Source organism: Nonomuraea rubra (genome assembly GCF_014207985.1).
Lineage (GTDB): Bacteria > Actinomycetota > Actinomycetes > Streptosporangiales > Streptosporangiaceae > Nonomuraea > Nonomuraea rubra.
This window is the reverse complement of record NZ_JACHMI010000001.1, coordinates 10,834,797-10,860,286: the sequence shown is the minus strand read 5'-3', so window position 1 is coordinate 10,860,286 and position 25,490 is coordinate 10,834,797. Positions and strand designations below refer to the sequence as shown.

Below are 25,490 nucleotides of genomic sequence, written 5' to 3'. Positions count from 1 at the left end.
CTAGGCCTTTCTAGGCCTGTCACCATACGGCCCGGGTAAAGAACCGCGTCACCGGTGAGGCGCGGCGAGGGACGACTCGGCCGCTCAGTCGGACTTGGTCAGGTGGTCGAGCAGCACCTGGCTGATCTCGCCGAGCTGCCGGAACTGCTCCGGGGTGAGCGCGTCGACCAGGCGCGTCCGTACGCTCTCGACGTGGATCGGGGCCGCCACCTGTAGCGCGGCCAGGCCCTCGTCCGTGAGCACGGCGAGCCACCCGCGCCGGTCCCCCTCGCAGTGCTCCCTGCGCACCCAGCCGCTCTGTTCGAGCTTGTTGACCGCGTGGGAGATGCGGCTGGGCTTGGACCGGGTCCAGCGGGCCAGCTCGCTCATCCGCAGGGTGCGCTGGGGTGCCTCGGAGAGCAGGACCAGCAGCTCGTAGTAGGTCGGCGGCATGCCGGCCTCGTTCTGCAGGTCGCGGTCGAGCCGGTCGATCAGCAGGCGGCTGGCCTGCGCGAATGCCCGCCAGCTGCGTTGTTCGTCGTCGTTCAGCCACCTGGTCACGCCCAGCATCCTACTCAATTGTTGCGCGCTGAAATAAACCTATGTACTGTCGTGCTGAATCTTCCAGTACTGAACTAAATTTGCGAGGAGCAGACATGTACGCCAGCGAGCTGGGTGGTGCCTACACCATCGACCCCGCGCACAGCCGCTTCGGTTTCGTCGCCCGCCACGCCATGGTCACCAAGGTCCGCGGCAGCTTCCCCATCGTGGAGGCCGCCGCCACGCTGGACGCCGCGAACCCGGCCGCGTCCAGCGTCCGCGTGGTCCTGGACGCGGCCGGTGTCGACACCGGCAACGACCAGCGTGACGACCACCTGCGCACCGGTGAGTTCCTCGACGTCGCCACGCACCCGCACATCACGTTCACCAGCACCGGGGTCAAGCACGTGGGCGGCGACGCCTTCGAGGTGACCGGCGACCTGACGATCCGCGGTGTCACCCGGGAGATCACCATCCCGATCGAGTACACCGGATCCGCCACGGACGTCATGGGGTTCAAGCGGGTCGGCTTCGAGGGCGGCACCGTGATCAACCGCAAGGACTTCGGGGTCAGCTTCAACGCCGTCCTGGAGACCGGCGGGGTGATGGTGTCGGAGAAGATCACGCTCGAGTTCGACCTGTCGGCCGTCAAGGACGACTGAGCCTGCCTGCCTGCCGTCAGTGGCCGGTGACCTTGCGGGCCGGTCAGGAGGGGCCGGTCAGGAGGGGCAGGGCGAGTACAGCGGCCGCGTGCCGGTCGGGTAGGCCGACGGGTCGGTGAAGCGGCAGCCGTAGGTGGGGGCGGCCACCGTCGCCGGGCGGCTCACGTCGTCGCCCTGGGGCCGCTTGCCGGTGCGCTGCCAGCGTACGAGGTCGTCCCAGGCGGCACCCGCCTCGGCGGCGCTGAACTCGCAGTGCCCCGCCGCGCGGATCGCGCGCTGCACCAGCAGCGCGGAGCGGCCGTGACGGGCCACGTCGGCGCGGTAGTGCTGCTCCATCGAGAACGGCACGAAGTTGTCGCCCAGGTTGTGCAGCGACAGCACGGGCACGCCGATCCTGCCGGAGACGGCGGGCACCTCCGTCAGCCGCCCCGTACGGCGCGCCACCGGATCGGCCGGATCGACCCGCTGCACGCTCGCGTTGACGTTCACCGGCGCCGCCGGCTGGTAGACGGTGCCGCGGTTCGTCGCCACCCTGCCCGGCGCCTGCGCGAGCGTGCCGCCCTCGTCCGCCGCCGCCAGCCCGAACAGGAAGTCCTGCCAGTACGCGAACGCCGCCGACGCCCCCGGCCGCTCGCCGCCGCCGAGGTTCACCACGATGGAGCGGAACTGCCTGCCCAGCTCGTTGCCGGGTTCGGCGCCGCCCAGGCCGAGCCGCTCCTTGATCTTCGGCACGACCGAGGTCGCGTAGTCCGCCGGGATCGGGTACGCGGGCACGTCGGCCAGGTCCTGCGCGACGAGCTGGTAGTCGAGGAAGAAGTCGAACAGCTCGTGGTCGCCGAGCACCCCGCACATGGGCAGCGCGGCGTCGTACAGGCCGGGGTACTGCTCGATGGAGCGGACGGTGACGTGACCGCCCATGGACACGCCGGCCAGGAACGTCCGGTGCGGCCGTCCCACCTCGCGGGTGAAGCGGGTGACGAGGTCGCGGGTGCTGAGCACGCCCGCCCGCACGTCGTAGCCGTTGGCGTAGTAGGAGGAGGCGGCCCAGGCGTAGCCCTGGTCCAGCAGCCGCTGGCGCAGGCCGTAGGAGGGCGGCTCCACGGTGAGGACGGTCGTGTCGCCGCGGTAGCCGTGCGCCCACATCACCAGCTCGCCGTTCCAGCGCGGCGGCACCTCGATGTCGAAGGCCGCGTGCTCGTGCACCCCTTGCAGGACCCGGCTCGGCCTGCCGTGCACGGTGGCCGGCGGGAGGGGCGGGTTGTCGATGGTGTAGCCCGGCAGGGGCTGGTCGCCGGGGACGTCCGGGGTCGCTCCCGCGGCGGGCGGGGCCGGTAACGCGCACAGCGCGGCGGCGAGAACGATCGGGAGGAGGGCGCGCATCGGTCGTCACCTTTCTTCGGGGGTGAGGGAGACCCCATCCCATGAGACAACAGTCGCGGCCCCGGCTCCAGCGCCCCGTGTGAGCCGGGTTATTGCCTGAGATCTGTGGGCTTTGACGGGTTGTTTGGGTTTAAGGAGGTAACTGAGAGTATTCGCATGGGTACGTCTGCTTCCGTCTAGGCGCTTCTTCCAGCAGGGGGACGCCGGATTCTGGCCGATCTATCCATGAACGGAAACGAGCACGTGAACACTCAAATTCGGCAATCGCGGGCCCCGCGCCAAGGGCGGCTCGCGGCACTAGCTCTGACCGGCGCGGTCGCCGGTGTCATGTTCCTTCCTCTGGGCGTGGGGGTTGCCAGCGCGAGCGCCGGCTACCCCGCGGTCGAGGCCGGAGGCCCGCCCTCCGCGCCGGTTAAGCACGTCACCAAGACGAAGTACGTGCCGAGGGAGAAGCCCATCCTGCACAACCCGCGCTACCACATGCCGCGGATCGACGTCATCGTCCACAACGACAACTACTCGCGTAACGAGCGGCACCACGAGCACCTCAGGCACAAGCCGGTCAAGGAAGAGCCCGTGAAGGAAGAGCCGGTGAAGGAGGAGCCGGTCAAGGACGACAAGGACGAGAACGACAAGTGGTGGTGGCCGAACCTGGACTGATCTCCGTCCAGGTGCGTTCACCCGCCGCCGGTGCGGTGATCCCGGGGCCGCTTCCTGTCGGGGAAGGAGGAGGCGGCCCCTTGCCGTACGGCGGCGCGATGTACGTTTCATCGGCCCCGCCGGGCCGCTCCCGCAATCTTCCAGGTCAGCACGCGGAACGGCCCGGCGACACAGCCCGGCACGGTGGCGTGGTTCCGGTGATCGCGGGCGAGCGGATAGCGTCCCATCTCGACGAGACCTCGCCGCTGGAGCCGTGAAATGCCAGGAAAACGCTGGGCAGTCCCCGTGCTGCTCGCCTTGTCCCTGCCGCTGCTAGCCCCCGTGAGCGCCCCACCGGCCGTTGCCGCCACGGCGGCCGACATGGCGGCCGCCGTGCCGCCGCTGGAAGAGATCAACGCCACCACCACCCAGGTCGCCTTCGGCTTACGCCGCCCCACCGCGATCGCCGCCCCGGACGACGGGACGGACCGGCTGTTCATCACCGAGAAGCGCGGCACCGTACGCGTCTACCACCCGGACACCGGCCTCGGACAGACCCCGATCATCGACGTCACCGCGTCCGTGGACGAGTCCGGCAACGAGCGGGGGCTGCTCGGCATCGCCCTCGCCCCCGACTTCGCGCAGAGCCAGGACGTGTACCTGGCCTACACCGCCCTGCCCGACGGCGCCGTGACGCTGGGCAGGTACCGGCTGGACGAGGCACGCCTGGAGCCGCTGCTCTCCCAGGAGCACGCCGAGTACAGCAACCACAACGGCGGCCAGATCACCTTCGGCACCGACGGCAACCTCTACATGAGCATCGGCGACGGCGGCGCCGCCGGCGACCCCTTCGACACCGGGCAGCGCCTGGACACCCTGCTGGGCAAGATCCTGCGGGTGGACGTGCGCAGGAGCTGTGGCGAGCTGGCCTACTGCATCCCCGCCGACAACCCGTTCGCCGGCGTCGCGGGCGCCAGGGGCGAGATCTGGATGTACGGCGGCCGCAACCCCTGGCGGTTCTCCGTGGACCGCGCGGACGGCTCGATGTGGATCGGCGACGTCGGCCAGGGCCGGTGGGAGGAGATCAACCACGTCAAGGCCGGGCGGCAGGCCGGTGCGAACCTTGGCTGGTCCTGCTACGAGGGCCTGGAGGTGTTCGACGAGACCCAGTGCGGCTCCGGCGCCACGTACACCAGGCCCGTCTTCACCTACTCGCCGCACACCGGCGGCTGCGCGGTCATCGGCGGGCAGGTCTACCGCGGCAAGCAGTTCGCCGACCTGGTCGGCGGCACCTACATCGCCGCCGACTACTGCTACATGACCGTGTGGGCGCTGCGCGAGAACGGCGCCGGCGGCTACGCCGCGGCCGAGCTCGGCCAGATGCCGACGCAGGTCACCGCGTTCGGCGCGACGCCGGACGGCGAGTTGTACGTCGTCAACGACCTGCCCGGCGGCCTGCACCGCGTCTCCTTCGAACGCGCCGCGCCGACCTGCCGGATCGCCTACACCACGCGGACGTGGGGCACCGGCCTGACCGTGGACCTCACGATCACCAACACCGGCACGGCGCCGATCAGCGGCTGGACGCTGCGCTTCCCGCTCGCCAGGGGGCAGAGCGTCGTCTCGGACTGGAACACCGACCTCACCCAGAGCGGTGACATGGTCAGCGCCGTCAACGCCGGCCACAACGGCTCCGTCGCCCCCGGCCAGAGCGTGACGATGGGTTACCTCGTCAGCCACACGGGCGACGCGTCCCCGCCGAGCCGGTTCACGCTCAACAGGGACACCTGCGCCGTCACCCGCTGAGAGGGCCGCCGGAGGTCAGCCCTCGTCCGCGGGCAGGGTGAAGAAGCGGACGTACACCGGGCGGGCCTCCGGCGGGGCCTCGTCGGCCGGGCGGCTGTAGCGCAGCAGCAGGGCGATGTACTCCTCGTAGAACGCGTCCAGGTCCTGCCTGGTCATCCGGGCCAGCCCGCGCGAGCCCCTGGCCCAGGCGGGATCGGCCTGGTAGGCGGCCGGGAAGCGCTCGAACAGGACGCGGTCCTCCTCGTAGCCGATCCGGTGGAACTCCTCCAGCACCGCCCTGTCCTCGGCGGGGACCTGGTCGGGGGTCGGCAGGCGCATGTCCCTCGGGATCTGAGCACGCCGCCACCAGCGTTCGCGGCCCGTCGAGCGCTCGGGGATCTCCTCGATGAAGCCGTACTTCTCGAGCTGGCGCAGGTGGTAGCTGGTCGTGCCGGTCTTGGCGCCCAGCAGCTCGCCGAGGGTGGTGGAGGTGGCGGGGCCGTGCACGTTCAGGTGGGTCAGCATGCGGCGGCGCATCGGGTGCGCCAGCGCCTTGAGCCGGTCGGGGTCATCGAGCACGTACGGCTCGTCGTCCTTCATGAGGAGAAGGCTAGTCCTCCAGAACGATATCTGCAGACATCCCTTTGCCGACATCTCTCTGCAGACTAGTCTCGGCGGTATGAGGAAGATCCTGGCGACGCTCGTCGCCCTCCTGGTCATCGCGCTCGCCCTTCCGGCCCACGCCACCGCGCCACCGGGGTTACCGGGCGACCTGACGTCCACCGAGGTGAGTTTCCGCGGCGGCGGGGACCTGGAGCTGCGCGGCAGCGTGATCAGCCCGGCCGCCGCCACCGCCGGGCGGCCGGGGGTCGTGCTGGTGCACGGCGCGGGCACCGGCACCCGCCGGGAGAAGCTGCTGGCCGAGGCCGTGGCGTTCGCCCGGCAGGGCATGTCCGTGCTCGTCTACGACAAGCGCTCGGTGGGCTACTCGCTGTTCAAGCGGTCGTACGCGCAGCTCGCCGAGGACGCCCTGGGCGCCGTCGGGACGCTCCGGCGGCAGCCCGGCGTCGATCCGGCCAAGGTCGGCATCTGGGGGCTCAGCGAGGGAGGGTGGGTGGCGCCGATCGCCGCCGGCCGCTCCACCGACATCGCCTTCGTCATCCTCGTCGGCGCCAACGCGCTCAGCCCGCTGCGGCAGCAGTCCTGGGCCACGGCGGCGGGGCTGCGCAAGGCGGGCGTGGGCGGGTCGCTGGTGGACCGGGCCGAGCCCAGCCTGTACCGGGTGATCGCGGACGGCGGGATGTTCCCCGAGCCGAAACACGATCCGGTGCCCTTCCTGGCGAAGGTGCGGCAGCCCGTGCTCGGCATCTGGGGCGTGCACGACCTGCTCACCCCGCCCAGGGAGACGCCGCCGATCATGGCCGAGGCCCTGGAGGACGGCGGGAACCGCCGCTACGCGTTCCGGTTCTTCGCCGACGCCGACCACGCCGCCCACCTGACGCCCGACGGCGGCGTCACCCGGCTGCCCGAGCTGGCGCCCGGCTACGCCGAGCTGGTCGGGACGTGGGTACGCGAGGCGACCTCCGGGCGCGCACCCGTGGCCCAGGTGTCCGGGCCGGACCCGGTGCAGGCGAGCGACAGCTTCGGGATGCCGCCCACCGCGTGGTGGGAGTCGGCCGCGATGCAGCTCGTGGTCGTGGTGCTGCTCCTGGTGGCGTTCGGCGGGTATCCCGTGGTGGCCCTGGTCCGGCGGGTCAGGCGGCGCGCGGCCGTCACACCGGTCAAGGCGGCACGGCTGGCTAGCGCGGGCGGGCTGGTGGCGCTGCTGGGCGGGTTCGCGTACCTGCTCTACCTGGTCATGACGGGCGGGAAGCTGTCCGTGCCCGGGCCCATGGCAGGTGACAGGCCGATCCTGTGGCTCGCGCTCCAGGCGATCGCGGTCGCGACCGTCGCCGCCGCCGCGGTCACGGCGGCCGCGGTGGCACGGGCCCGGCAGGCGGGTCCGCGAGGCGAGCGGGTGCGGCTCGGACTGCTGGTCGCGGGCGGCGTGGTGTTCGTGCCCTGGGCGCTGTACTGGGGACTGCTGCTGCCCTAGACGCCCGCGTGATGGCCGGTGCGGGCGCGCGAGCGGAACGTACGGCGGTAGGCGTCCGGGGGCACGCCTACCGTGCGGTTGAAGTTCCTGCGCAGGGTCGTGGCGGTGCCCATGCCCGTGGCCGCGGCGATGGTGTCGACGCTGTCGTCGGTGGTCTCCAGCAGCTCCTGGGCGTGGCGGATCCGCTGGGTCAGCAGCCACTGCAGCGGGGTGGTGCCGGTCACCGACCTGAAGTGGCGGCCCAGGTTGCGCGAGCTCATCCGGGCCTGGCGGGCCAGGTCCTCCACGGTCAGCGGGTGGTCCAGCCGCTCCATCACCCACGGGAACAACTCGGCCAGCGGATGGTTGTCGGGGGCGGGCACCGGGGTGGTGACGAACTGGGACTGGCCGCCGTCCCGGTGCGGCGGCACGACCAGGCGGCGGGCGACCGCGTTGGTGACCGAGGAGCCGTGGTCGAGGCGGACCAGGTGCAGGCACAGGTCCATGGCGGCGGCCTTGCCCGCGGAGGTCAGCACGCTGCCGTTGTCCACGTACAGGACGTCGGGGTCCACCTCCACCAGGGGGTGGCGGGTGGCCAGCTCCCGGGTGTGCGCCCAGTGCGTGGTCGCGCGCCTGCCGTCCAGCAGGCCGGCGGCGGCCAGCACGAACGCGCCCGTGCACAGGGAGGCCACGCGCGCGCCCGCCTCGTGGGCCGCGCGCACCGCCTCGACCAGGTCGGCCGGCGGGTCCACGTCGACGTCGGCCCAGCCCGGGACGATCACGGTGCCGGCCCGCGCGAGGTGGTCGAGGCCGTGGTCGGGCTCCAGCCGGAACCGGCCGGCCCGCACCGGACCCGGCCCGCAGACCATGAAGTCGTACCAGGGGTCGGCCAGGTGGCGCAGGTCGGCGCCGAAGACCTCGTACGCCAGGGACAGCTCGAAGTGCAGCATGCCGTCGGTGACGGCCAGCGCGACGGTGTGCATGTCCGGAATTGTATGGCTATTGGCGTTCCGGACACTCGTGCGGGATGGTCGCCGTTGCCAGGATGTTCGCATCAGATCATCCGAGAGCGGGGGAGAAACCCATGGGTGCAGGGCAGAAGGTCACGGTGTTCGGCGCGTACGGGCACACCGGGCGTTTCGTGGTGGCGGAGCTGCGCGAGCGCGGGTTCGTCCCGGTCCTGTCCGGGCGGGACGCCGACAAGCTGAAGGCGCTGGCGTACGAGAGCGGGCTGGAGGCCCGTCCGGCGTCGGTCGACGACCCGGCCGCGCTCGACCGCGCGCTGGCCGGAGCGGCGGCCGTGATCAACTGCGCCGGGCCCTTCGCCACGACCGGCGGCCCCGTGATCGAGGCGGCGCTGCGCGCCGGGATCCCCTACCTGGACGTGGCGGCCGAGATCGAGGCCAACGCCGACACGTTCGCGCACTTCGGCGAGCGGGCCCGGGCCGCCGGAGCGGTGATCGTCCCCGCGATGGCCTTCTACGGCGGCCTCGGCGACCTGCTGGCCACCGCCGCCATGGGCGACTGGACGTCGGCCGACGAGGCGCACATCGCGTACGCGCTGAGCAGCTGGCACCCCACCGCCGGGACGCGCGCCTCGGGCGTGATCTCGCGGGAGCGGCGGGACGGCCGGCGCGTCCGGTTCGCGAACGGCAGGCTGGAGTACCGCGACGACCAGGCCCCGACACTGGAGTGGCCCTTCCCCGAGCCGGTCGGGCCCCGGGACGTCATCGGCGAGTTCACGATGGCGGACGTCGTCACCGTCCCCAGCCACCTGGCCATCCCCGAGGTCCGGACGTACATGACGGTCGAGGCGGCCAGGGACGTGGTGACACCCGACGCGCCGGCGCCCGCCCCGGCCGACGAGTCGGGGCGCTCGGCGCAGACGTTCCTCGTGGACGTCGTCGTGCGCTCGGGCGGTCGCGAGCGGCGGGCCGTGGCCACGGGGCAGGACATCTACGCCGTCACCGCGCCGCTCGTGGTGGAGGCGGTCGAGCGGGTCCTCATGGGGCGGACCAGGACGGCCGGCGTCGCCTCCGCCGGCGAGATCTTCGACGCGCCCGACTTCCTCCGCGCCCTGTCCGCCCACCTCTCCGTGGACCTGCGCCCGTAGCCCCACGTTCAGGGGAACCGGCCGTCCGCCGACAACTTCGCCACGAACCGCGTCATCTCCGGATCGAACGCATCCGGCGCCCAGCGTGCGCCGTCCTCCAGGGCGTGCCAGCGCACCTCGGCGAACTCGGCCAGATCGGGCGTGATCGGCGCCCGCTCATCCCCCTCCAGCACGAACCAGAGCGTCACATCCGTGTGCGGATCCGCCCCGCGCGTCCGCGTCACGGTGAGGAAGAACGGGGCGGAGCCGAGCACCGGGTCGAAGCGCCCGGCGAGGCCCAGCTCCTCCTCCACCTCGCGCAGCACCGTCCGGCGCGGATCCTCGCCGGGATCGACGTGCCCGCCCGGCGGCAGCCACGCCCTGGCCTTCCGGTGGTCGACGAGCATCATCGAGCCGCGGCCCCGGTCCACCAGGGCGGCGTACACGACGAGATGCCGCGGCGGCGTCGCCGGCCTGGCCACCCGGAACAGCGGTGCGCCGGAGTCCACCCAGTCCAGCGTCCACCGGCGGTCCGCGGCCTCCCGGGCATCGTGCGGGGAGACCCCTTCGACCAGGGCGCGGACCAGTGCCCCGGGCTGCTCGGCAGCGGGCGGCATCGATCAGTCCCGGCCGGGCTTGTACGCCAGGAAGAAGCCCTGCTGCCCGGACCGGGGCCGCTCGCTCGCGTCGGGCTCGCGGATCAGCCGGGCGTCCACGACCAGCCCGGCCTTGCCCAGCAGCTCGGCGATCTGCTCGGGCGGATTCCAGTAGACGTCGAGCGACAACTCGTGCCCGTACCCCCTGCTCAGGTGGCGACGCTGGTCACCCACCTTGAACGCGATCAGCAGGTGACCACCCGGCGCCAGCACCCGATGGGCCTCGGCGAAGACCTTCGGCAGCAGCTCCGGCGGCGTGTGCACGGTCGAGTACCACAGGACCGCGCCGCCGACGGCCTCGTCCGCCAGGTCCAGCGCGGTCATCGACCCCACCTCGAACCGCACCCCCGGGTGGCTCCGGCGGGCGACGGCGATCATCTCGGGTGACAGGTCGACGCCGAACGCGTCCACCCCCAGAGCCCGCAGGTGGGCCGTGACGCGGCCGGGGCCGCAGCCGAGGTCGGCGACCTCCCCGGCCTCCCGGACGAGCTCGGCGAACGCCGCCAGCATCGCGCGGTCCAGCGGCTTGCCGTCGAGCTCGTCGCGGAGCAGCTCGGCGTAGTCGGCGGCGACGGTGTCGTAGGCCACCCGGGTCTCGTGGAGGTAGGAAGATTCGGTCACGGCCAGGACGATAGCCCCGGCGACCGACAGCCGCGGCTAGCTCGTGACGACCCGCTCGTCCTGGCGGCCCAGGAAGAAGTAGACACCGCGGTCGGTCTGCATGGCGGTGTGGAACTTCTTGGCCTTGGGCTTGGCCGACTCGTTGGTGGTGACGACCGTGACGACCACGTAGTTCATGTACGCGCCCGTGTAGATCGCGCCGTAGGCGTACCTGCTGTGAGCGCTGGCCCGGCGCCAGGCGATCTTCTCGTCGGCGTTGTTCTTGAGCTGGTTCGCGGTCTTCTTGGCATCGCCGGCCTCGGGGAACTGCAGGACGATCTGCACCGCCCTGAGGTTCCCGCCGTAGGCGGTGTAGGCGAGCTGGATGGCGTTCTCGCAGTCGTTGTCGCCCAGCACGCCCTCGGCGTCCAGCGGGTCACACGAGTCGTACGTCCAGCCGCCGACCTTGCGTGCCGCGTACTTCTCGCCCTTCAAGGAGTAGTTCCAGTTGCCGAACTCGGTGTGCTCCAGCGGGCCGCCCGAGCTGTTACTGGGCGTGCTGGACGGCTCGGGGGACTCGGTCGGGGACGGCGGTGCGGACGACGGTGGTGCGGACGACGGTGGTGCGGAGGTGGGTGGGGCGGACGTCGGCGGGGTGCTCGGCTGGGCGATGGGGGTGGGGGACGGGCCCGGGGAGTTGAGGTAGGCGTACGCGCCGAAGGCGCCGCCTCCGAGCAGGAGGAGCGCCGCCAGGGCGACGATCACGCCGATGAGCACCGGGTTGTTGCGGTTGCCCGGCGGAGGGCCGTAGGGCGGCGGCGGCCCGGCCTGGTTGCCGTACTGGCCCGGGGGCTGCCCATAACCCGGCTGGCCGGGGGGCTGCCCGTAGCCCGGCTGGCCCGAGGGCTGCCCGTAGCCCGGCTGGCCCTGGGGCTGCCCATGGCCGCCCGGCTGGCCCTGGGGCGGTCCGTAGCCGGGCTGACCCTGGGGCGGCCCGGGCTGGTTCTGGGGTTGCCCGTAGCCGGGCCCGTGTCCGGGGGCCTGAGGGGGGCCGTAGCCGGGGGTGCCCTGGCCTGATGGCGGCCCGTACCCTTGGTGCCCCTGAGGCCCCCAGGGCCCTTGAGAAGGGGGCTGCTGAGGGTATGACATCACCCCATTGTGGGACACACCATCCCCACGTGCCGCAACTACCCCACAATTATGATCTCAGCTGCACCGCCAGACGGCCGCGGCCGGCAGATGGTTCGCACCGCGGATCGTGCCGCCGATGCTGTCGTCGTCCCCGATCGTCGTGACGGAGGCGGCGTCGCCGAGCTGGCCCACCAGCGTTCCGAACCGCCACACCTGGAACGGCGTGGACGTCAGGGAGCTGACGATGAGCCCGTTCCTGTTGATGTGCTCGGCCACCGAGCTCTGGGACAGCTGGTGCGGCTGCCCGTTCCGGTCCCAGTACGCCGGCCGGTTCGGCTCGGAGCCCACCCGGAGCATCCCGGCCACCATCCCGTCGGCGACGGCCCTGGCGTACCCGAACTGCATGTCCGGCACCTCCGGCAGTCGGGTGAGCCGGCCGTCGCGCCACAGGTGCGGCCACGGGTAGGTCGTCTCCGTCCCCACCAGCAAGGTGCCGTCGCGGTCCACGTCGACCACCCGCATGCCTTCGGGGAGGCCCGTCACCTTCTCGACCACGCCGGGCCGGTCGTACGGCCAGCGCACGGCCACGTACACGGTGGTGTTGCCCTCCCAGACCACGGCGCTGCCGTAGACGTCGCCGCTCTCGGTGATCCCGATGGCCCTGCTGTTCAGCTCCGCGCCGGGATACGGGGTCAGCCGCTCCCGCCGGCCGTCGCGGATGCGGAAGGAGATCGCGGACGCTCCCCACAGGCCCGTCACGGACGTGCCCGCGATGGTCCCGCTGCTGTTCTGGTCCACGACCCGGTCGGTGCCGTGGCCGGACGAGCCGTAGTCGATGACCCGGCCGTCCTTCCAGTAGACGATCCGCCAGCCGGAGTCGGGGAAGTAGGCGCTGCCGGAGTACCCGCCGTGGTGGTCGGTGGCGCTGACCTGGTGCTGGGTCGCGCCGGTGGGCACCTGGAGCGCCTGCGTCCGCCAGGTGCACGCCGATGATCGTGCCGCCGCTGCCTGGGGCGCGACGGCGAACGCGGCGAGGACCAGCATCGCCGCCATCACGATTCTGCCTGTCATGACTACAGTCGATCGTGATCGGCCGGGCCGGGCATCTCCCTGGATGCTCAGGAGCCGAACGCGCGCCGGTAGCTGTTGGGGCTGACGCCGGTCGTCCTCTTGAAGCGGTCGCGGAAGGCGGTGGGCGAGCCGAAGCCGACCTGCGCGCCGATGCGCTCGACCGGGTGCCGGGTGGTCTCGAGGAGGTGCTGGGCCTGCCGGATGCGGGCGCGGTGCAGCCACTGCAGCGGGGTGGAGCCGGTCTGCTCGCGGAAGCGGCGGGTCAGCGTGCGCGAGCTCATGCCGGCGCGGGCCGAGATGTCGTCGAGGGTCAGGCTGCTGGCGAGGTTGTCCTGCAGCCAGGCGAGCAGCGGCTCCAGCTCCGAGCCGCGCGGTACGGCCGGATGGTCCTGGACGATGAACTGGGCCTGCCCGCCCTCCCGCTCCAGCGGCATGACCGACAGGCGGGCGGCGTCGGCGGCCACGGCCGAGCCGTGATCGCGGCGGATCAGGTGCAGGCAGAGGTCGAGCCCGGCGGCGGCCCCGGCCGAGGTGAGGAACTGGCCGTTGTCCACGTACAGGACGTCGGGGGCGACCTCCAGCCGCGGGTAGGCGGCGGCCAGCCGCTCGGCCAGCATCCAGTGGGTGGTCACCCGCTGACCGTCCAGCAACCCGGTGGCGGCCAGCGGGAAGGCGCCGGAGCAGATGGAGGCGATGCGGGTGCCGTTCGCGGCCGCCGCGCGCAGGGCGTCGCGGACGCCGCCGGGCAGCGGCGCCAACGGGGCCGAGGTGCCCGCCACGATGATCGTGTCCGCTCCCTGGAGGCCGTCCAGCCCCCAGGGCACCCGCATCGTGAACGCCCCGGCGTCGACCTCGCCCCCCTCGCCGCACACCCGGGTCCGGTAGCCGGGACGCCCGTCGGCCAGCCGCGCCCGGGTGAACGCCTCGATCGGGACGGAGAGGTCGAACGGGATCACCTGGTCGAGCGCGAGTACGGCGACGGTGTGCATGACCGGAACCTACCGGCCCGCACCGCGGGCCGGTGCGCGGGCCGGGAGCCTGTCACCCCATGATGCCTGTCACCCCATGAGGACGGTGAGCTCGAACGTGCCCTGGTGCGGGATGCGCAGCGCGTGGAAGCGGCGGGAGTTGTCGCGGAAGTAGTGCAGGCTGCCGGCCGTGACGGTCGCCTGCATGGGGGTGCCCCAGCGGAAGCGGATCGTGGTGCGGCCCCGGCGTACGTCGAAGCCGTCGGCGGTGGCGGTGGTCGAGCCGCCGAACGCGGCGCGCGTGCCGTCGGTGAAGGTGAGGACGTCGTCGGGCCGGAGCACCAGGGGGATCTGCTCGGTGGCGGCGGCGTTCGCCCTGACCGTGCGCCGGATCGTGCGGCGGGTGATCAGCACGTCCGTGGTGACGTCCGGGTTGCCGTACCTGATGCCGAGGGCGGCGGGGGGCCGGCCGCCGGTCCACTCCCTGCCGCCGGGGGCGCCGTGGAAGTAGGTGGCCGGCAGGGAGCCGTTGGAGTCGGGGACCTGGCCGGGGAAGACGGTGGACCAGCAGGCGTGGTTGTTGTTGTTGACGCCGCAGATGATCGTGCCGGCGTCGGGATGCCACAGGAAGGTGAGCCCCGTGCGGGCGCGGGAGGCCCGGTCGCCGAAGTAGCCGCCCAGGTACAGGCCGGGCTTGCGGACGTACAGGAAGTCCTGGCCGCGGTCCCTGCGCAGCTCGGCGAAGTCGGACGAGCGCAGGTAGGGCAGGTCCGCGATGGCGGCGGCCCGCTGCCGCCTGCTGGGGAAGCGCTCGCCGAGCAGGCCGTGGGTGAGGATGCGCGGCGAGGTGTCCTGCTTGGCGAGCGGCGTCACCGGCTCGGCGGACGCGGCCCAGGCGGCACGGGCCCCGGCCAGGTCCTCGCGGGCGGTCATGAACGCCGACAGCAGCGGCACCTGGCGGGTGAACGTCCAGTTGAGCGCGGTCCTGTCGGGGTCGGGCCTGACCTCGTCGTACCAGCGGGTGCTGGTGCGGGTGGAGGGGGCGACGTTGACCAGGTATCCGGCGCCGTCCGGCTCGCGCAGCAGGTTGTAGGACAGGAAGCCGGTGAACGCGCGGGCCAGGTCCACCAGGTGCGGGTCGGGGTTGTGGTGGTAGGCGTCGGCCAGCTCGGGGAGCATGACCTCGAAGTTGTAGTTCATGTCGTGGCCGCCCTCCTCGTGGAAGAAGCCGGCGGAGCTCAGGCCGGTCGTGGCGATCCTGGCGAACGCCTCCGTCAGGCGTGCGGAGAGCGCGGGGTCGGGGTCGAGCCCCAGCGCGACCGAGGCGCCGGCCAGGCCCGAGGCGGTCTGGTTCGCCCAGGTGAGGTGCTCCTGCCAGACGACGGGGTTGCCGCCGTCCAGGAACCACGTCATGGCCTTGCGCAACGCGGCGGTGAGCTGCGCCTGCCGTGCGGGCAGCGCCCCGCTCGCGCGCAGGACGCGCAGGGTCTTGGCCAGGTAGCCGAGGCCGAACCCGGTGGGCGCCAGGCCGTGCTGGTCGCGGCTGTACTCGGGGAAGGAGCCGTCGGCGTGCTGGAGCGACAGGTAGTGGCCGAGCGCCGCGTCGAGGGCGGCCAGCAGTCCCGCGTCCCCCGCGTACGGGTTCCACGGGCGGGCGTTGGCGTGGAACCAGGCCAGCGTGAAGACGTGCTCCTGCACGCGGGCGTTGTACGGCGCAGCCGGGCTGCGCCACCAGCCGCCGGCGAAGAAGCCGCTGCCGTCCATGTCGTTGACCATGGGCGCGAGGGTGGCCAGGTACGGCGCGAAGCGCTGCTCGTGGGGCGCGAACGACCGGCGGTCCACGGCCGGCAGGGAGGGGATGGCGGCGTACGCGGTGCCGGGCGCGAGCACGGGGACGGCCGGGAGCAGGGCGGCGGCGCGGAGGAGGGTGCGGCGAGAGAGCATGGTCAGCCTTTCAGACCGGTGTGCGCGAGCCCCTCGATGAACTGCCGCTGGGCCAGCACGAAGACGACCAGGATGGGCAGGGCGGTCATCGTGGCGGCGGAGAGCTGCACGTTCCACAGGGGCGAGCCGTAGGCGTCGACGAACTGGGTGAGCGCCTGCGGCAGGGTGAACTTCGACGGGGTCGACAGGAACACGATGGGTTCGAGGTAGAGGTTCCACGAGTGCAGGAACGTGAAGATGGCGACGGCGCCGATCGCGGGCCTGGCCAGCGGCAGCGCGACGCGGCAGAAGGTGCCGAAGCGGCCGAGCCCGTCGACCCTGGCGGCCTCCTCCAGCTCGCCGGGCAGCGTGATGAAGAACTGCCGCATGATGAACGTCGCCAGCACGCTGGGCGCGCCGAGGACCGGCACCAGGATCAGCGGCCAGTGCGTGTCGGTCAGCCCCGCCGCGTGGAACATCTGGAACAGCGGGACGATCGTCACCTCGCTGGGGATGAGCAGGCCGACGAGCACGACCAGGAAGAGCACGTTCTGGCCGGGGAAGCGGACGCGGGCGAACGCGTAGCCGGCCATCGCGGCCACCGCCATCGTGCCGGCGGTCACCACCGCCGCGATGTAGAGGCTGTTGAGGTACTGCTGCCCGAACGGCTGCAGCTCGAAGACCCGGCCATAGGTGGAGAAGTCGAACCTGGACGGCACCAGCGCGGGCGGGAAGGCGAAGATGTCGCTGATCGGCTTCACCGACGAGGTGACCATCCACCAGGTCGGGAACACGAACGGCACGCACAGCACGCACAGCAGCGCGTACAGCGCGAGCTTGACCCTACGACTCATGGAAGACCCACTTCCGGCGCAGCCGCCACTGCAGCAGCGTCAGCGCCGCGACGATCAGGAACAGCAGGACCGACAGGGTGGCGCCGTAGCCGAGGTGCCGGAACTGGAAGGCCTGCTGGTACAGGTAGTAGACGAGGACCGTGGTGGACATGCCGGGCCCGCCCTGGGTGAGCACCGCGATCTGGGCGAACACCTGCAGCGACCCGACCACGGTGATGATCGAGGTGAGCAGGATGGTCGGGCTGATCAGCGGCACGGTGACGCGCAGGAACCGGGTCCAGGCGCCGGCGCCGTCGAGCTGCGCGGCCTCGTAGAGCTGGCGCGGCACGCCCTGCAGCGCCGCCAGGAACAGGACCATGTTGAGCCCCACGTTCTTGACGACCTGGACCACGACGACCGACAGCAGGGCGGTGCCCTCGCCGCGCAGCCAGTTGGGGCCCTCGACGCCCGCCACGTCGAGCAGGCCGTTGACGCCGCCGTCCTGCTGGAGCAGGAACTGCCAGACGATCGTCCAGGCGACCAGCGACACCAGCACCGGCGAGAAGAACAGCGTGCGGAAGAACGTGGTGCCGGCCAGCCGCTGGTTCAGCAGGACGGCGAGAAGCAGGGCGAGGGCGAGGTTGAGCACGACCAGGCCGGCCGAGAAGAGCGCGGTGCTGGCCAGCACCTGGCCCATGTTCGGGTCGGCGAGCAGCTTGGCGTAGTTCTCGCCGCCGACGAAGTCGAACGTGCCCGCCAGCACGTTCCACTCCTGGAGGCTGTAGTAGACGACCAGGCCGAGCGGCAGCAGGACGAACAGCGCGCTGCCCGCGAGCTGCGGCGAGATCAGCAGGTAGCCGACGAGGGCGTCGCGTCGGGGGATGGTCCAGAAGGGGCGGGGCCGGGCGGCGGCGGGCACCGCCACCCGGTCGCGCAGGTTCGTCGCCGTCACGTCATCCGCCCAGCAGCGGCTGGATCTTCGCGCACACGCCGTCCAGCACCGCCTTGACGTCGGCGTCCGGCTTCCACAGCGGGTCCAGGGCGGCCCTGGCGGTCTGGGCGAGCTCGGCCTGGCCGGTGTGGCTGGGCTTGACCACGCCCTTCTCGATGCCGTTGATCACCACTTCCTGGAGCTGGTCGCCGTTCAGCATGGGGCTGGTCTTGGCCATGGTGTCGGCGGTCAGCAGCGAGCCGCGCGCGGGCGGGAAGTACGCGGCGAGCTTGGCGGAGTTGGCCGCGTTGGCGAAGTAGGCGAGGAAGTCGGTGGCCTGCTCGGCCCTCGGCGACTTCTTCAGCACGCCGATCCCGGCCTGGCCGATGACCGCGTACTCGCCCTTCGGCCCGGCGGGCAGCGGCACCAGGTCCCACTTGAACGTCGAGTCCTCCAGCATCGCGGCGCGCGAGATCTGGGCCACGGCCATCGCGGTGTCACCGGAGAAGAAGTCCACGGCCGTGCCGGGGCCGGGCATCGACTTGTCGGTGAAGATCGCCTTGTGCATGAACGTCATGGCCTCGACCATCTCGGGCGCGTTGAACTGGCAGGTGGCGCCGTCATCGCTCCACGCCTTGGCGCCCCAGCCCTGCCAGATCGTGGCGAGGTTGTCCCAGGCCTTGTAGTCGAAGTTCAGGATGGTCAGGCCGTTCTTGCCCTTCGCCGCCACGGCCTTGTTGATCTCGTTGGCGTGCTCCCAGTCCCACTGGCCGGCCTTCATCAGGTCACGCGGCGCCTTCTGGCCCGCGGCCTTGACCAGGTCGGTGTTGACGAAGACGCCGAAGGGCGAGGTGGAGAACGGGTAGGCGTACAGCTCACCGTCGTGCTGCCAGAGCCGGGTGGCGGCCGGGACCAGCTCGCCCGCGTTCTCGATCTTGCTCTTGAGCGGGACGAGGGCGCCCGAGCCGACGAAGTCGGGCGCGGAGTTCTCCATGATCCACGCCAGGTCGGGCGGGTTGCCGCCGGCGATCTGCGTGGTCAGCGTGGTCGTGTAGTTCTCGAACGGGATCGGGTCGAAGGTGATCTCGCCGACCTGCGGACGGGACTTGCGGTACTCGGCGGCGATCTCCTTGAACAGCTTCAGGTGGGCCTCGTTGGAGGTCCAGATCGACATGCGCAACGGCTGCGGGCCCTGCGCGGCCGTCCCGGTGTCGCCGCCGCCGCAGGCGGTGATGGTGAGGAGGGCGGTCAGCGAGAGTGCCGCCAGCTTCCCGGATGCTTTCATGGGGGGTTTCTCCTTCTGGCGTCTTCTGGCGTCGATGACGGCGTCAGTAACCGGTGACGTCGGGCCAGCGCAGCTCCACGCCGTCGCGGGCGAGCCGATGCTGGTAGTCGGCCAGCAACCGCCCGTCCGCCTGCACGGCGTGCGGCGTGGTGGCGCGGTCCAGGCAGAAGGCGGCGAGCGCGCCGGCCGCCTCGCCGACGTTCCACTCCACCGGGTGCAGGCGGTAGGCGCCGTTGGTGATGTGGGTGGTGCCGATGTTCTTGCAGGCGGGCAGCAGGTTGCCCATCCGCTGCGGGATCAGCGCCCCGAGAGGGATCTCGAACGGGGAGCAGGCGACGTCGATGTAGTTGTCGCCGCCGGTCGAGGGGTGCAGGTCGATGCGGTACATGCCCACGCCCACGGAATCGTGATAGGAGACGGCGCCCTTGTCGCCGCGTACCGCCACAGACAGGTCCTGTTCGGTGACGGTGGTCAGGGCCCGGACGCGCCGGGACTCGCGGATGTAGGGGGCCTGGGCGAGCCCGTCCGCGCTGCCCGTGACGTCGCCGCGCAGCCGCAGGCCCGGGTACCCGGTGCCGCCGTCGTGGCGAGGCGCCTCGGTCTGCAGCCAGTACAGGACCGACAGGGACAGCTCGCGGGCGGCCTGAAGATGCCGGTCGGCGTCCGGCACGTCGATGACCGGGCCCTCCAGGTAGTCGATCATCGGCCAGTTGACGAGCGTGATGTCGCTGCCGTACGCGCCCGGCACGAAGTTGTCCCTGGCGGCGATCCTGCGGAACGTCCACAGGTTGCCGTCGCCCGGGTTGACCCGCTGGTCGGCCTCCACCTGCCGGGGGTCGTCGCCCGGGTTCGGGGTGAAGGAACGCTCCACGATCTCCAACGTCCGCGGGCTCGGGCAGCGCCACGACAGCAGCCGGTCGCCCCAGAAGGGCGGCTGGTAGGCACGCCAGAAGTCGTAGGAGGCGGGCCTGTCCACGGTGTGGTCGCCGTCCACGTGGTCGATCGCGAAGCACACGGACACGGCCTGCATGTTCATCGGCTGCGCGGTCGCTGGGGCGCTCGGCTCGCCGGTCTCGTCCTGCGACTCGAAGCCGGTCACGTACTCGGTGCCGGTCAGGGGCAGCAGCTCGCCGGTCTCGGTGGCGTCCAGCACGTACGCCGCCACCGCCGTGATCTCCCCGCCCCCGTCGCGGTGCGCGAGCCGTACGGCCGTGACCCGATCGCCGTCCACCTCGGCCCCCACCGGCCGGTACGGCTGCAGCACCCGCAGCCTCCCCGACCCCCGGTACGGGGCCAGCATGGCCTCGATGACCGCGACGGCGACCCGGGGCTCGTGGCACAGCTTGCTGACGTGCCCGGCGCCCGGGTTGAGCTCGCGCCAGGCCCGCGCCCGCTCGGTCAGCGGGTAGTGGTCGCGGTAGTAGCGCCGGATGCCGTCGCGCAGCGCGCGATAGCTCGCCGTGACGCCGAACCGCTCCACCCAGGTGTGCTCGTCCGGCGGCACGGCCTGGCTGGTGAGCTGGCCGCCCAGCCAGTCGTACTCCTCGGTGAGGACCACCGAGCGGCCCGCCCGGAGCAGGGCGAGCGCGGCGGCCACGCCGCCCAGCCCGCCGCCGACGACGAGCGCGTCTGCCGATATCTCAACCACGTGGGGATTGCCTCTTCTCTGACTCACTGATGGGGGGATGCCAGGGTGGAGCCTTCGACCAGCTCGCACGCCAGCAGTTCCTGCGGGGTGCCGCCGTGCTCCAGCACCTGGGTGAGCAGCTCGACGGCCCTGCGGCCCATCTCCCGCCGGGGGATGCGGAACCCCGCGAAGTCGATGTCGGTGGACACCGGCCTGGTGGGCGCGCCCAGCGCGACGATGGACAGGTCGCGCGGCACGTCCAGGCCGCGGGCGCGGGCGACCTCCGCGATGGCGGCGCCGTCCGCCAGCTCCTCGGCGAACACCACCGTGACGCCGGACGTGCCGTCGAACAGGGTGTCCGCGCCCGTCAGGTGCACCCCCTCGACGCCCGCCTCGGCCACCCCCTCGACGAAGCCGCGCAACCGGTCGGCGTAGGACTCCGCGCCCTGCCCCGACCCGACGTAGGCCATCCGCCGGTGCCCGAGCGCCGCCGCCCGTCTGACCAGCGCGCGCACGGCCGGCGGGTAGTCCGCGCCGACGTACGGCACCGGCCCGCCGGCGTCGTCGCGGCGCCCGACCGAGACGAACGGGATGCCCTCCGACAGCAGCCTGGACAGGTCGTCCCGGTCGATCGTCCGGCCGAGCAGGACACAGCCGTCCGCCAGCCGGATCCGGCTCTCCGCGCTGAAGATCCGCCGCCGCTCGCCCTGCTCCACCTTGGCGCTGGTGAACAGCAGCAGGTCGCAGCCCGCCTCCTCGGCGCACTCCTCGATCCCGACCAGGAACGGGTGGTAGAAGTCGGCGCTCTCGGCGGGGAAGACGGCCTCGTAGGTGAACACGCCGTAGATGCGGTTGCGCCGCTCGACGAGCCGCCTGGCCGCCGGATCGGCCACGTAACCGGTCTCCCTGATCACCTGGAGCACCCGCTCGCGGGTCTCGGGCGAGATCCGCACCTCACCGTCGGCCCTCCCGTTGAGCACCAGGGACACCGTCGTCTGGCTCACTCCCGCCATGCGCGCGATGTCGTGCTGCGTCAGCCGCCGACCTGAAGGAGTCACAGTACGTATCACCCGATCCGCTGATAATGCGTATTAGTTCGGCCATTGTGAGACCGGGCGCAACGGGACGTCAAGGACTAATAGGTATTATCAGCTCCGGCTCCATCCGGAGCCGATCAGGCCGTTGACAGGGCGAACAACCAAGCGCATGCTTGGCCGCATGGCCGGATCAGCGAGATCGACCAGCAGCCACAGCCCCGAGGGCCCCAGCCGCCGTACCCTGCTCCGCGGCGCTGCCGTCGCCGGTGGCGCGCTGATGACGGGTGCCGCGTTCGGTGGCTCGCCCGCACGCGCCGGCACCGAGTACGACGTCGTGGTGGTCGGCGCGGGCGCCGCCGGGATGACCGCGGCGCTGGCGGCGGCCAGGCGCGGCCTGCGTACCGTCGTGATCGAGAAGGCGCCGGTGTTCGGCGGGTCGGCGGCCCGCTCAGGGGCGGGCATCTGGATCCCGAACAACGAGGTCATCCTCGCCGCGGGGGTGCAGGACACCCCGGCCAAGGCCGCCGCCTACCTCGCCCGCGTCGTCGGCGACACCGTCCCGATCGAGCGGCAGCAGGCGTTCCTGGCCGCGGGACCGGCCATGATCTCCTTCGTGATACGGAACAGCCCGCTGCGCTTCCGGTTCATGGAGGGCTACTCCGACTACTATCCGGAGTTGCCCGGCGGCATGCCCGGCGGCCGTTCCATCGAGCCCGCCCAGCTCGACGGCAACCTCCTCGGCGCCGAGCTGGCCCGCCTGAACGGCCCGTACATCCCCACCCCCGCCGGCATGGTGGTCCACAGCGCCGACTACAAGTGGCTGACGCTCGCCGCCGTCAACCCCAAGGGCCTGGAGGTGAGCGCCGCGTGCCTGCTGCGCGGCACCGAGGCCGCGCTGCGCGGCGAGAAGCCGCTGACCATGGGCCAGTCGCTGGCCGCCGGGTTGCGCGCCGGGCTGGTGGCCGCCGGCGTACCGGTACTGCTGAACACCCCGCTGCTCGACCTGAGCCGCGAAGCCGGGCGCGTCACGGGCGTCATCACCCCGTCCGGCCCGATCACGGCCAGGCGCGGCGTGATCATCGGGTCGGGCGGGTTCGAGCACAGCGCGGCCATGCGCGCGGAGTTCCAGCGCCAGCCCATCGGCACGAGCTGGACCGTCGGCGCCGACTCGAACACCGGTGACGGCATCGAGGCCGGCGAGCGGGCCGGCGCCGCGCTCGACCTGATGGACGACGCCTGGTGGGGCCCGGCCATCCCGCTGCCCGACGAGCCGTACTTCTGCCTGGCCGAGCGCACGCTGCCCGGCAGCGTCCTGGTCAACGGCCACGGCGTGCGCTTCGTCAACGAGGGCGCGCCCTACAGCGACGTCGTGCACGTCATGTACGACCGCAACGGCCCTGCCACCCCGCACATCCCCGCCTGGCTGATCGTCGACCAGCACTACCGCAACAAGTACCTGTTCCGGGACGTCGCACCGCTGCTGCCGCTGCCCGCCGCCTGGTTCGGCAGCGGCGCCGTGTACAAGGCGTGGACCATCGAGCAGCTGGCCCAGCAGATCGGCGTGCCCCAGGCCGCGCTGCGCGGCACGATCAGCCGGTTCAACGGGTTCGCGACGACCGGCAGGGACCTCGACTTCCACCGCGGCGACAGCGCCTACGACCGCTACTACGCCGACCCCCTGGTCAAGCCGAACCCCTGCCTGGCCCCGCTCTGGCTGCCGCCCTTCTACGCGTTCAAGATCATCCCCGGGGACCTCGGCACCAAGGGCGGGATGCGCACGGACGCCCGCGCGCGCGTGCTGCGCGCCGACGGGTCGGTCATCCCCGGCCTGTACGCCGCCGGCAACGCCAGCGCGGCCGTCATGGGCCACAGCTACGCCGGCTCCGGCTCGACCATCGGCCCCGCCATGACCTTCGGCTACGTGGCCGCCAACGACCTCGCCGGCCCGCTCTGATCCGGCCCGCTCTGGTCCGGCCCGCTCTGATCCGGCCCGCTCTGAGCCGCCTGGTTGACAGCCGCGGGGGCCGGTTCAGGATCTCTGAGTGCGGGAAAACGCGTAACGGCACCTCGGGTGCCCTGTCCTTCCTGGTGCGGGCGCTGCCGGGGAGAAGCGCTCCGAAGCGGTCCTGTTCGACGGGATCGCGGACGGGGACCTGGATCCGGCGCGCCTCAGGCGCCACGTGTCGGCCTGCTTCCAGGACCACGCCCGGTTCGAGTTCCTGGTCCGCGAGACGGTGGGGATCGGTGACCTCGCCGCGCTCGACGCCGAGGCCGAGCATGACCTGTTCCGCCGCTGGGCGGTGGCCGCGGCCCGCGGCGGCGGTGTGACCGTGCTCGTCTCCCACCGGCTGTCCACCGTCCGGATGGCGGACCTGGTCGTCGTGCTCGACCAGGGACGGGTTGAGGAGGCGGGCACGCACGACGACCTCATCCGGCCCGGCGGCCGGTACGCGCGGCTGTTCCGGCTAGGGGCCGCGGCCGTCTCCGGCGGGCTGCCGCCCGTGAGCACCGAACACCAGCGCGGCCGTCGCCGGCGGTGAAGCACATTTTCAGGAAGCCCATCCGCGAACCGTGACGCGGTCTCCCCTGGGGGCGCTGACCGGCGAGTGGTCGGCGAAGTACGACCCCAGCGCACCGCGGTCATCAGGCCCGTTGTGCGCCACGCTGTTGTTCGGCCACTTCCACTGCGGGAAACCCTCCCAGCCGCCGGCCAGGATGTAGTTCGCGGCGACCTTGATCAGCTGGGTGTCGGTCACCGGAGCGCCGTTCAGCGTGATCTCCGTGACCTTTCCGTCGGCCAGGGTGTAGCGCAGCCCGGCGGACGGGGTCAGCACGCCCCGCTCCTTGCTCGCGTGCCCCAGGAGCCACTTGAGCTGGGAGCCGCTCATGGACCAGGTGTCGACGTGAAGGCCGTTCGGCTGCGTGACGTACAGCTGCTCGTACGTGACGGGCCCCTTCTTGATCTCGGCGATCGGCGAGCGGACGGCGTGCTTGCTGACCAGGGCGATCTGCGCGCCGGACACGGGCTGGACCGCTTCGACCATGGCGTCGGCCACCAGCTCTGCCAGTGGGCCGCCGCCCAAGGCGTCGCGCTTGATGTCGTCGGCGGCGACGCCGATCTGCGTGCTCCCCTTCGGCCCGGCGCACTCGAAGTAGTAGATGAGGTTGGTCCTGAGCCTGTTGGCCTGGTTGAACTCGATCTGCATCGAGTACGTGGCCGACTCCTGGTCCCAGCTCAGCGTCTCGAGCACGGCGTTGTAGACGGGGCCGTGGTCGGCCGGCACGTTGAGCGTCTTCCAGTCCTTGGCGCCGACAAGGCGGTACTGGATCGTCTGCGCGCCCGCGGGAATCCCTTCAAGCCGACCGTGGAGCTTGAAGGTCAACGGGCACTTCGACGCCGTGGTGCGCTCGAAGGCGATGCGGGCCTTCTGCACCAGGTTCGGGAGCGGCGCCTGCGTCCCGGTCGGAGTGGGGGACGGGCTCGTGGTCGCGCTCGGGCTCGACGCGGGCGTGGTTGTGGGGGTGGGGGTGGCGTCGGACCGGTCCTGCTCGATGGAGGTGGTCACGCTGTCCCAGACGTCTCCCGTGCTCTCCCCGCCACCCTGGCAGGTGACGGCGAACGACGCCTTCTTGGAAGTCTTCTTCGCCGGGCTGACCACACGGACGGCGCCCCAGCCGGTGGCGTCATCCTCGACCTTGAGCGACGTGGACAGACGGATCGTCTTGACGCCCTTACCGCCGACCCGGTATGTCCTGACCTTGCCCTTGTCGCCGTCGCTGAAGGTCCACTGGTACTTCAGCGTGACAGGCGCCTTCACCTTCACCGTGGTCGACAGCGTCACGGTCGCCGGGCAGGTGCCCGTGTGTGTTTTCGGCGACGCGGAAGCAGGCCCGAAGACTATCGATTTCGGGGCCGCCTGTGCGCCCGAGGCGAACGCGCCAGAAGCCAGGGCCGCGACGGCTACCAGCGTACTGATCCGGCGCCCGGCCTTACCTAACGGTCTCACAGGATTCCTCTCGTTGATCTTGGCTGGAGAATCCTGGCAGATTTTTATCACCGCAAAATAACAATATTTCTCGGTGCGAAATCGAGATGGGTGTTTCCATGATGGGCGGGCTACGCGATAAACATGACCGGCTACTGAACGGCGTCCTCATTTAATTGCATGTTCGCTGTGCTCGCATTTGTAAGCGTGTCCGCGCGAGCGCGTCGCCGCGGACCGACCTCCCGTTCCAGCGCCGTCCGGTCGCCTGGCGACGCACACCCTTACTCGGGT

The 25,490-nt window shown here is 71.6% G+C and carries 23 protein-coding genes; 7 read left to right on the top strand and 16 right to left on the bottom strand.

What is annotated here, in order from left to right; all coding sequences use genetic code 11:
• Positions 1-84: 84 nt before the first annotated feature.
• Positions 85-549: a MarR family winged helix-turn-helix transcriptional regulator gene (locus HD593_RS49500; RefSeq protein WP_185109827.1), complete on the bottom strand. Its 465-nt coding sequence runs from the start codon at positions 547-549 to the stop codon at positions 85-87.
• An 86-nt stretch (positions 550-635) separates the two neighbouring features.
• On the opposite strand from HD593_RS49500, the gene HD593_RS49495 reads away from it, so the two are divergent.
• On the top strand, positions 636-1,181 hold the full coding sequence (locus HD593_RS49495) for a YceI family protein (protein WP_185109826.1): 546 nt from the start codon (positions 636-638) through the stop codon (positions 1,179-1,181).
• 57 nt (positions 1,182-1,238) lie between these two features.
• On the opposite strand, the gene HD593_RS49490 is transcribed toward HD593_RS49495, so the two are convergent.
• A complete protein-coding gene (locus tag HD593_RS49490; protein WP_185109825.1) occupies positions 1,239-2,561 on the bottom strand; it encodes an alpha/beta hydrolase family protein in 1,323 nt (440 codons plus the stop codon).
• Positions 2,562-2,888: 327 nt separating this feature from the next.
• On the opposite strand from HD593_RS49490, the gene HD593_RS65610 reads away from it, so the two are divergent.
• Both HD593_RS65610 and HD593_RS62795 read left to right on the top strand, forming a co-directional pair.
• Entirely contained in the window at positions 2,889-3,221 is a 333-nt protein-coding gene (locus HD593_RS65610) for a hypothetical protein (RefSeq protein ID WP_185109824.1), read from the top strand.
• A gap of 321 nt (positions 3,222-3,542) precedes the next feature.
• Positions 3,543-5,006, top strand: coding sequence for a PQQ-dependent sugar dehydrogenase (locus HD593_RS62795; RefSeq protein ID WP_312904313.1), 1,464 nt, complete (start codon positions 3,543-3,545; stop codon positions 5,004-5,006).
• Positions 5,007-5,021: 15 nt separating this feature from the next.
• Here HD593_RS62795 and HD593_RS49475 read toward each other — a convergent pair whose 3' ends face one another.
• Positions 5,022-5,585 carry an ArsR/SmtB family transcription factor gene (locus HD593_RS49475; protein ID WP_185109822.1) on the bottom strand — a complete coding sequence of 188 codons (564 nt, stop codon included), beginning with the start codon at positions 5,583-5,585 and terminating at the stop codon, positions 5,022-5,024.
• 79 nt (positions 5,586-5,664) lie between these two features.
• On the opposite strand from HD593_RS49475, the gene HD593_RS49470 reads away from it, so the two are divergent.
• On the top strand, positions 5,665-7,080 hold the full coding sequence (locus tag HD593_RS49470) for an alpha/beta hydrolase family protein (RefSeq protein WP_185109821.1): 1,416 nt from the start codon (positions 5,665-5,667) through the stop codon (positions 7,078-7,080).
• Here the strand turns inward: HD593_RS49470 and HD593_RS49465 are convergent.
• Positions 7,077-8,042 carry a helix-turn-helix domain-containing protein gene (locus HD593_RS49465; RefSeq protein WP_185109820.1) on the bottom strand — a complete coding sequence of 322 codons (966 nt, stop codon included), beginning with the start codon at positions 8,040-8,042 and terminating at the stop codon, positions 7,077-7,079. The genes HD593_RS49470 and HD593_RS49465 overlap by 4 nt on opposite strands.
• 101 nt (positions 8,043-8,143) lie before the next feature.
• Between HD593_RS49465 and HD593_RS49460 the strand changes: the two genes are divergently transcribed.
• Entirely contained in the window at positions 8,144-9,172 is a 1,029-nt protein-coding gene (locus HD593_RS49460) for a saccharopine dehydrogenase family protein (protein ID WP_185109819.1), read from the top strand.
• An 8-nt stretch (positions 9,173-9,180) separates the two neighbouring features.
• Here HD593_RS49460 and HD593_RS49455 read toward each other — a convergent pair whose 3' ends face one another.
• The 11 genes from HD593_RS49455 to HD593_RS49405 form a co-directional block, all read right to left on the bottom strand.
• Complete coding sequence (locus HD593_RS49455) at positions 9,181-9,768, bottom strand: NUDIX hydrolase (protein WP_185109818.1); 588 nt, start codon at positions 9,766-9,768, stop codon at positions 9,181-9,183.
• A gap of 3 nt (positions 9,769-9,771) precedes the next feature.
• Complete coding sequence (locus HD593_RS49450; RefSeq protein WP_185109817.1) at positions 9,772-10,428, bottom strand: class I SAM-dependent methyltransferase; 657 nt, start codon at positions 10,426-10,428, stop codon at positions 9,772-9,774.
• Positions 10,429-10,464: 36 nt separating this feature from the next.
• Positions 10,465-11,556 (bottom strand): hypothetical protein, encoded by a 1,092-nt coding sequence (locus tag HD593_RS49445; RefSeq protein WP_185109816.1) that lies wholly within the window; start codon positions 11,554-11,556, stop codon positions 10,465-10,467.
• Positions 11,557-11,613: 57 nt separating this feature from the next.
• On the bottom strand, positions 11,614-12,609 hold the full coding sequence (locus HD593_RS49440) for a hypothetical protein (RefSeq protein WP_185109815.1): 996 nt from the start codon (positions 12,607-12,609) through the stop codon (positions 11,614-11,616).
• 47 nt (positions 12,610-12,656) lie between these two features.
• The gene (locus tag HD593_RS49435; RefSeq protein ID WP_185109814.1) at positions 12,657-13,598 is read right to left on the bottom strand and encodes a GlxA family transcriptional regulator; all 942 of its coding nucleotides are present in this window, start codon (positions 13,596-13,598) and stop codon (positions 12,657-12,659) included.
• A gap of 69 nt (positions 13,599-13,667) precedes the next feature.
• Positions 13,668-15,521, bottom strand: a complete 1,854-nt coding sequence (locus HD593_RS49430; protein ID WP_185109813.1) for a hypothetical protein — start codon at positions 15,519-15,521, stop codon at positions 13,668-13,670.
• 2 nt (positions 15,522-15,523) lie between these two features.
• Positions 15,524-16,354: a carbohydrate ABC transporter permease gene (locus HD593_RS49425; RefSeq protein ID WP_185109812.1), complete on the bottom strand. Its 831-nt coding sequence runs from the start codon at positions 16,352-16,354 to the stop codon at positions 15,524-15,526.
• A complete protein-coding gene (locus tag HD593_RS49420) occupies positions 16,344-17,285 on the bottom strand; it encodes a carbohydrate ABC transporter permease (RefSeq protein WP_185109811.1) in 942 nt (313 codons plus the stop codon). Before HD593_RS49420 ends, HD593_RS49425 begins: the two co-directional genes overlap by 11 nt.
• 1 nt (position 17,286) lies before the next feature.
• A complete protein-coding gene (locus HD593_RS49415; RefSeq protein WP_185109810.1) occupies positions 17,287-18,549 on the bottom strand; it encodes an ABC transporter substrate-binding protein in 1,263 nt (420 codons plus the stop codon).
• Positions 18,550-18,592: 43 nt separating this feature from the next.
• Complete coding sequence (locus tag HD593_RS49410) at positions 18,593-20,197, bottom strand: FAD-dependent oxidoreductase (RefSeq protein ID WP_312904312.1); 1,605 nt, start codon at positions 20,195-20,197, stop codon at positions 18,593-18,595.
• A gap of 23 nt (positions 20,198-20,220) precedes the next feature.
• Positions 20,221-21,234, bottom strand: coding sequence for a LacI family DNA-binding transcriptional regulator (locus tag HD593_RS49405; RefSeq protein WP_221525357.1), 1,014 nt, complete (start codon positions 21,232-21,234; stop codon positions 20,221-20,223).
• 160 nt (positions 21,235-21,394) lie between these two features.
• Here HD593_RS49405 and kstD point away from each other — a divergent pair, with 160 nt between their 5' ends.
• Both kstD and HD593_RS49395 read left to right on the top strand, forming a co-directional pair.
• Complete coding sequence (gene kstD / locus HD593_RS49400; RefSeq protein WP_185109809.1) at positions 21,395-23,167, top strand: 3-oxosteroid 1-dehydrogenase; 1,773 nt, start codon at positions 21,395-21,397, stop codon at positions 23,165-23,167.
• A 226-nt stretch (positions 23,168-23,393) separates the two neighbouring features.
• Positions 23,394-23,753 carry a hypothetical protein gene (locus HD593_RS49395; protein ID WP_185109808.1) on the top strand — a complete coding sequence of 120 codons (360 nt, stop codon included), beginning with the start codon at positions 23,394-23,396 and terminating at the stop codon, positions 23,751-23,753.
• A gap of 9 nt (positions 23,754-23,762) precedes the next feature.
• Here the strand turns inward: HD593_RS49395 and HD593_RS49390 are convergent, their stop codons facing one another.
• Positions 23,763-25,055 (bottom strand): 5'-nucleotidase, encoded by a 1,293-nt coding sequence (locus HD593_RS49390; protein WP_185109807.1) that lies wholly within the window; start codon positions 25,053-25,055, stop codon positions 23,763-23,765.
• Between the last annotated feature and the right edge of the window lie 435 nt (positions 25,056-25,490).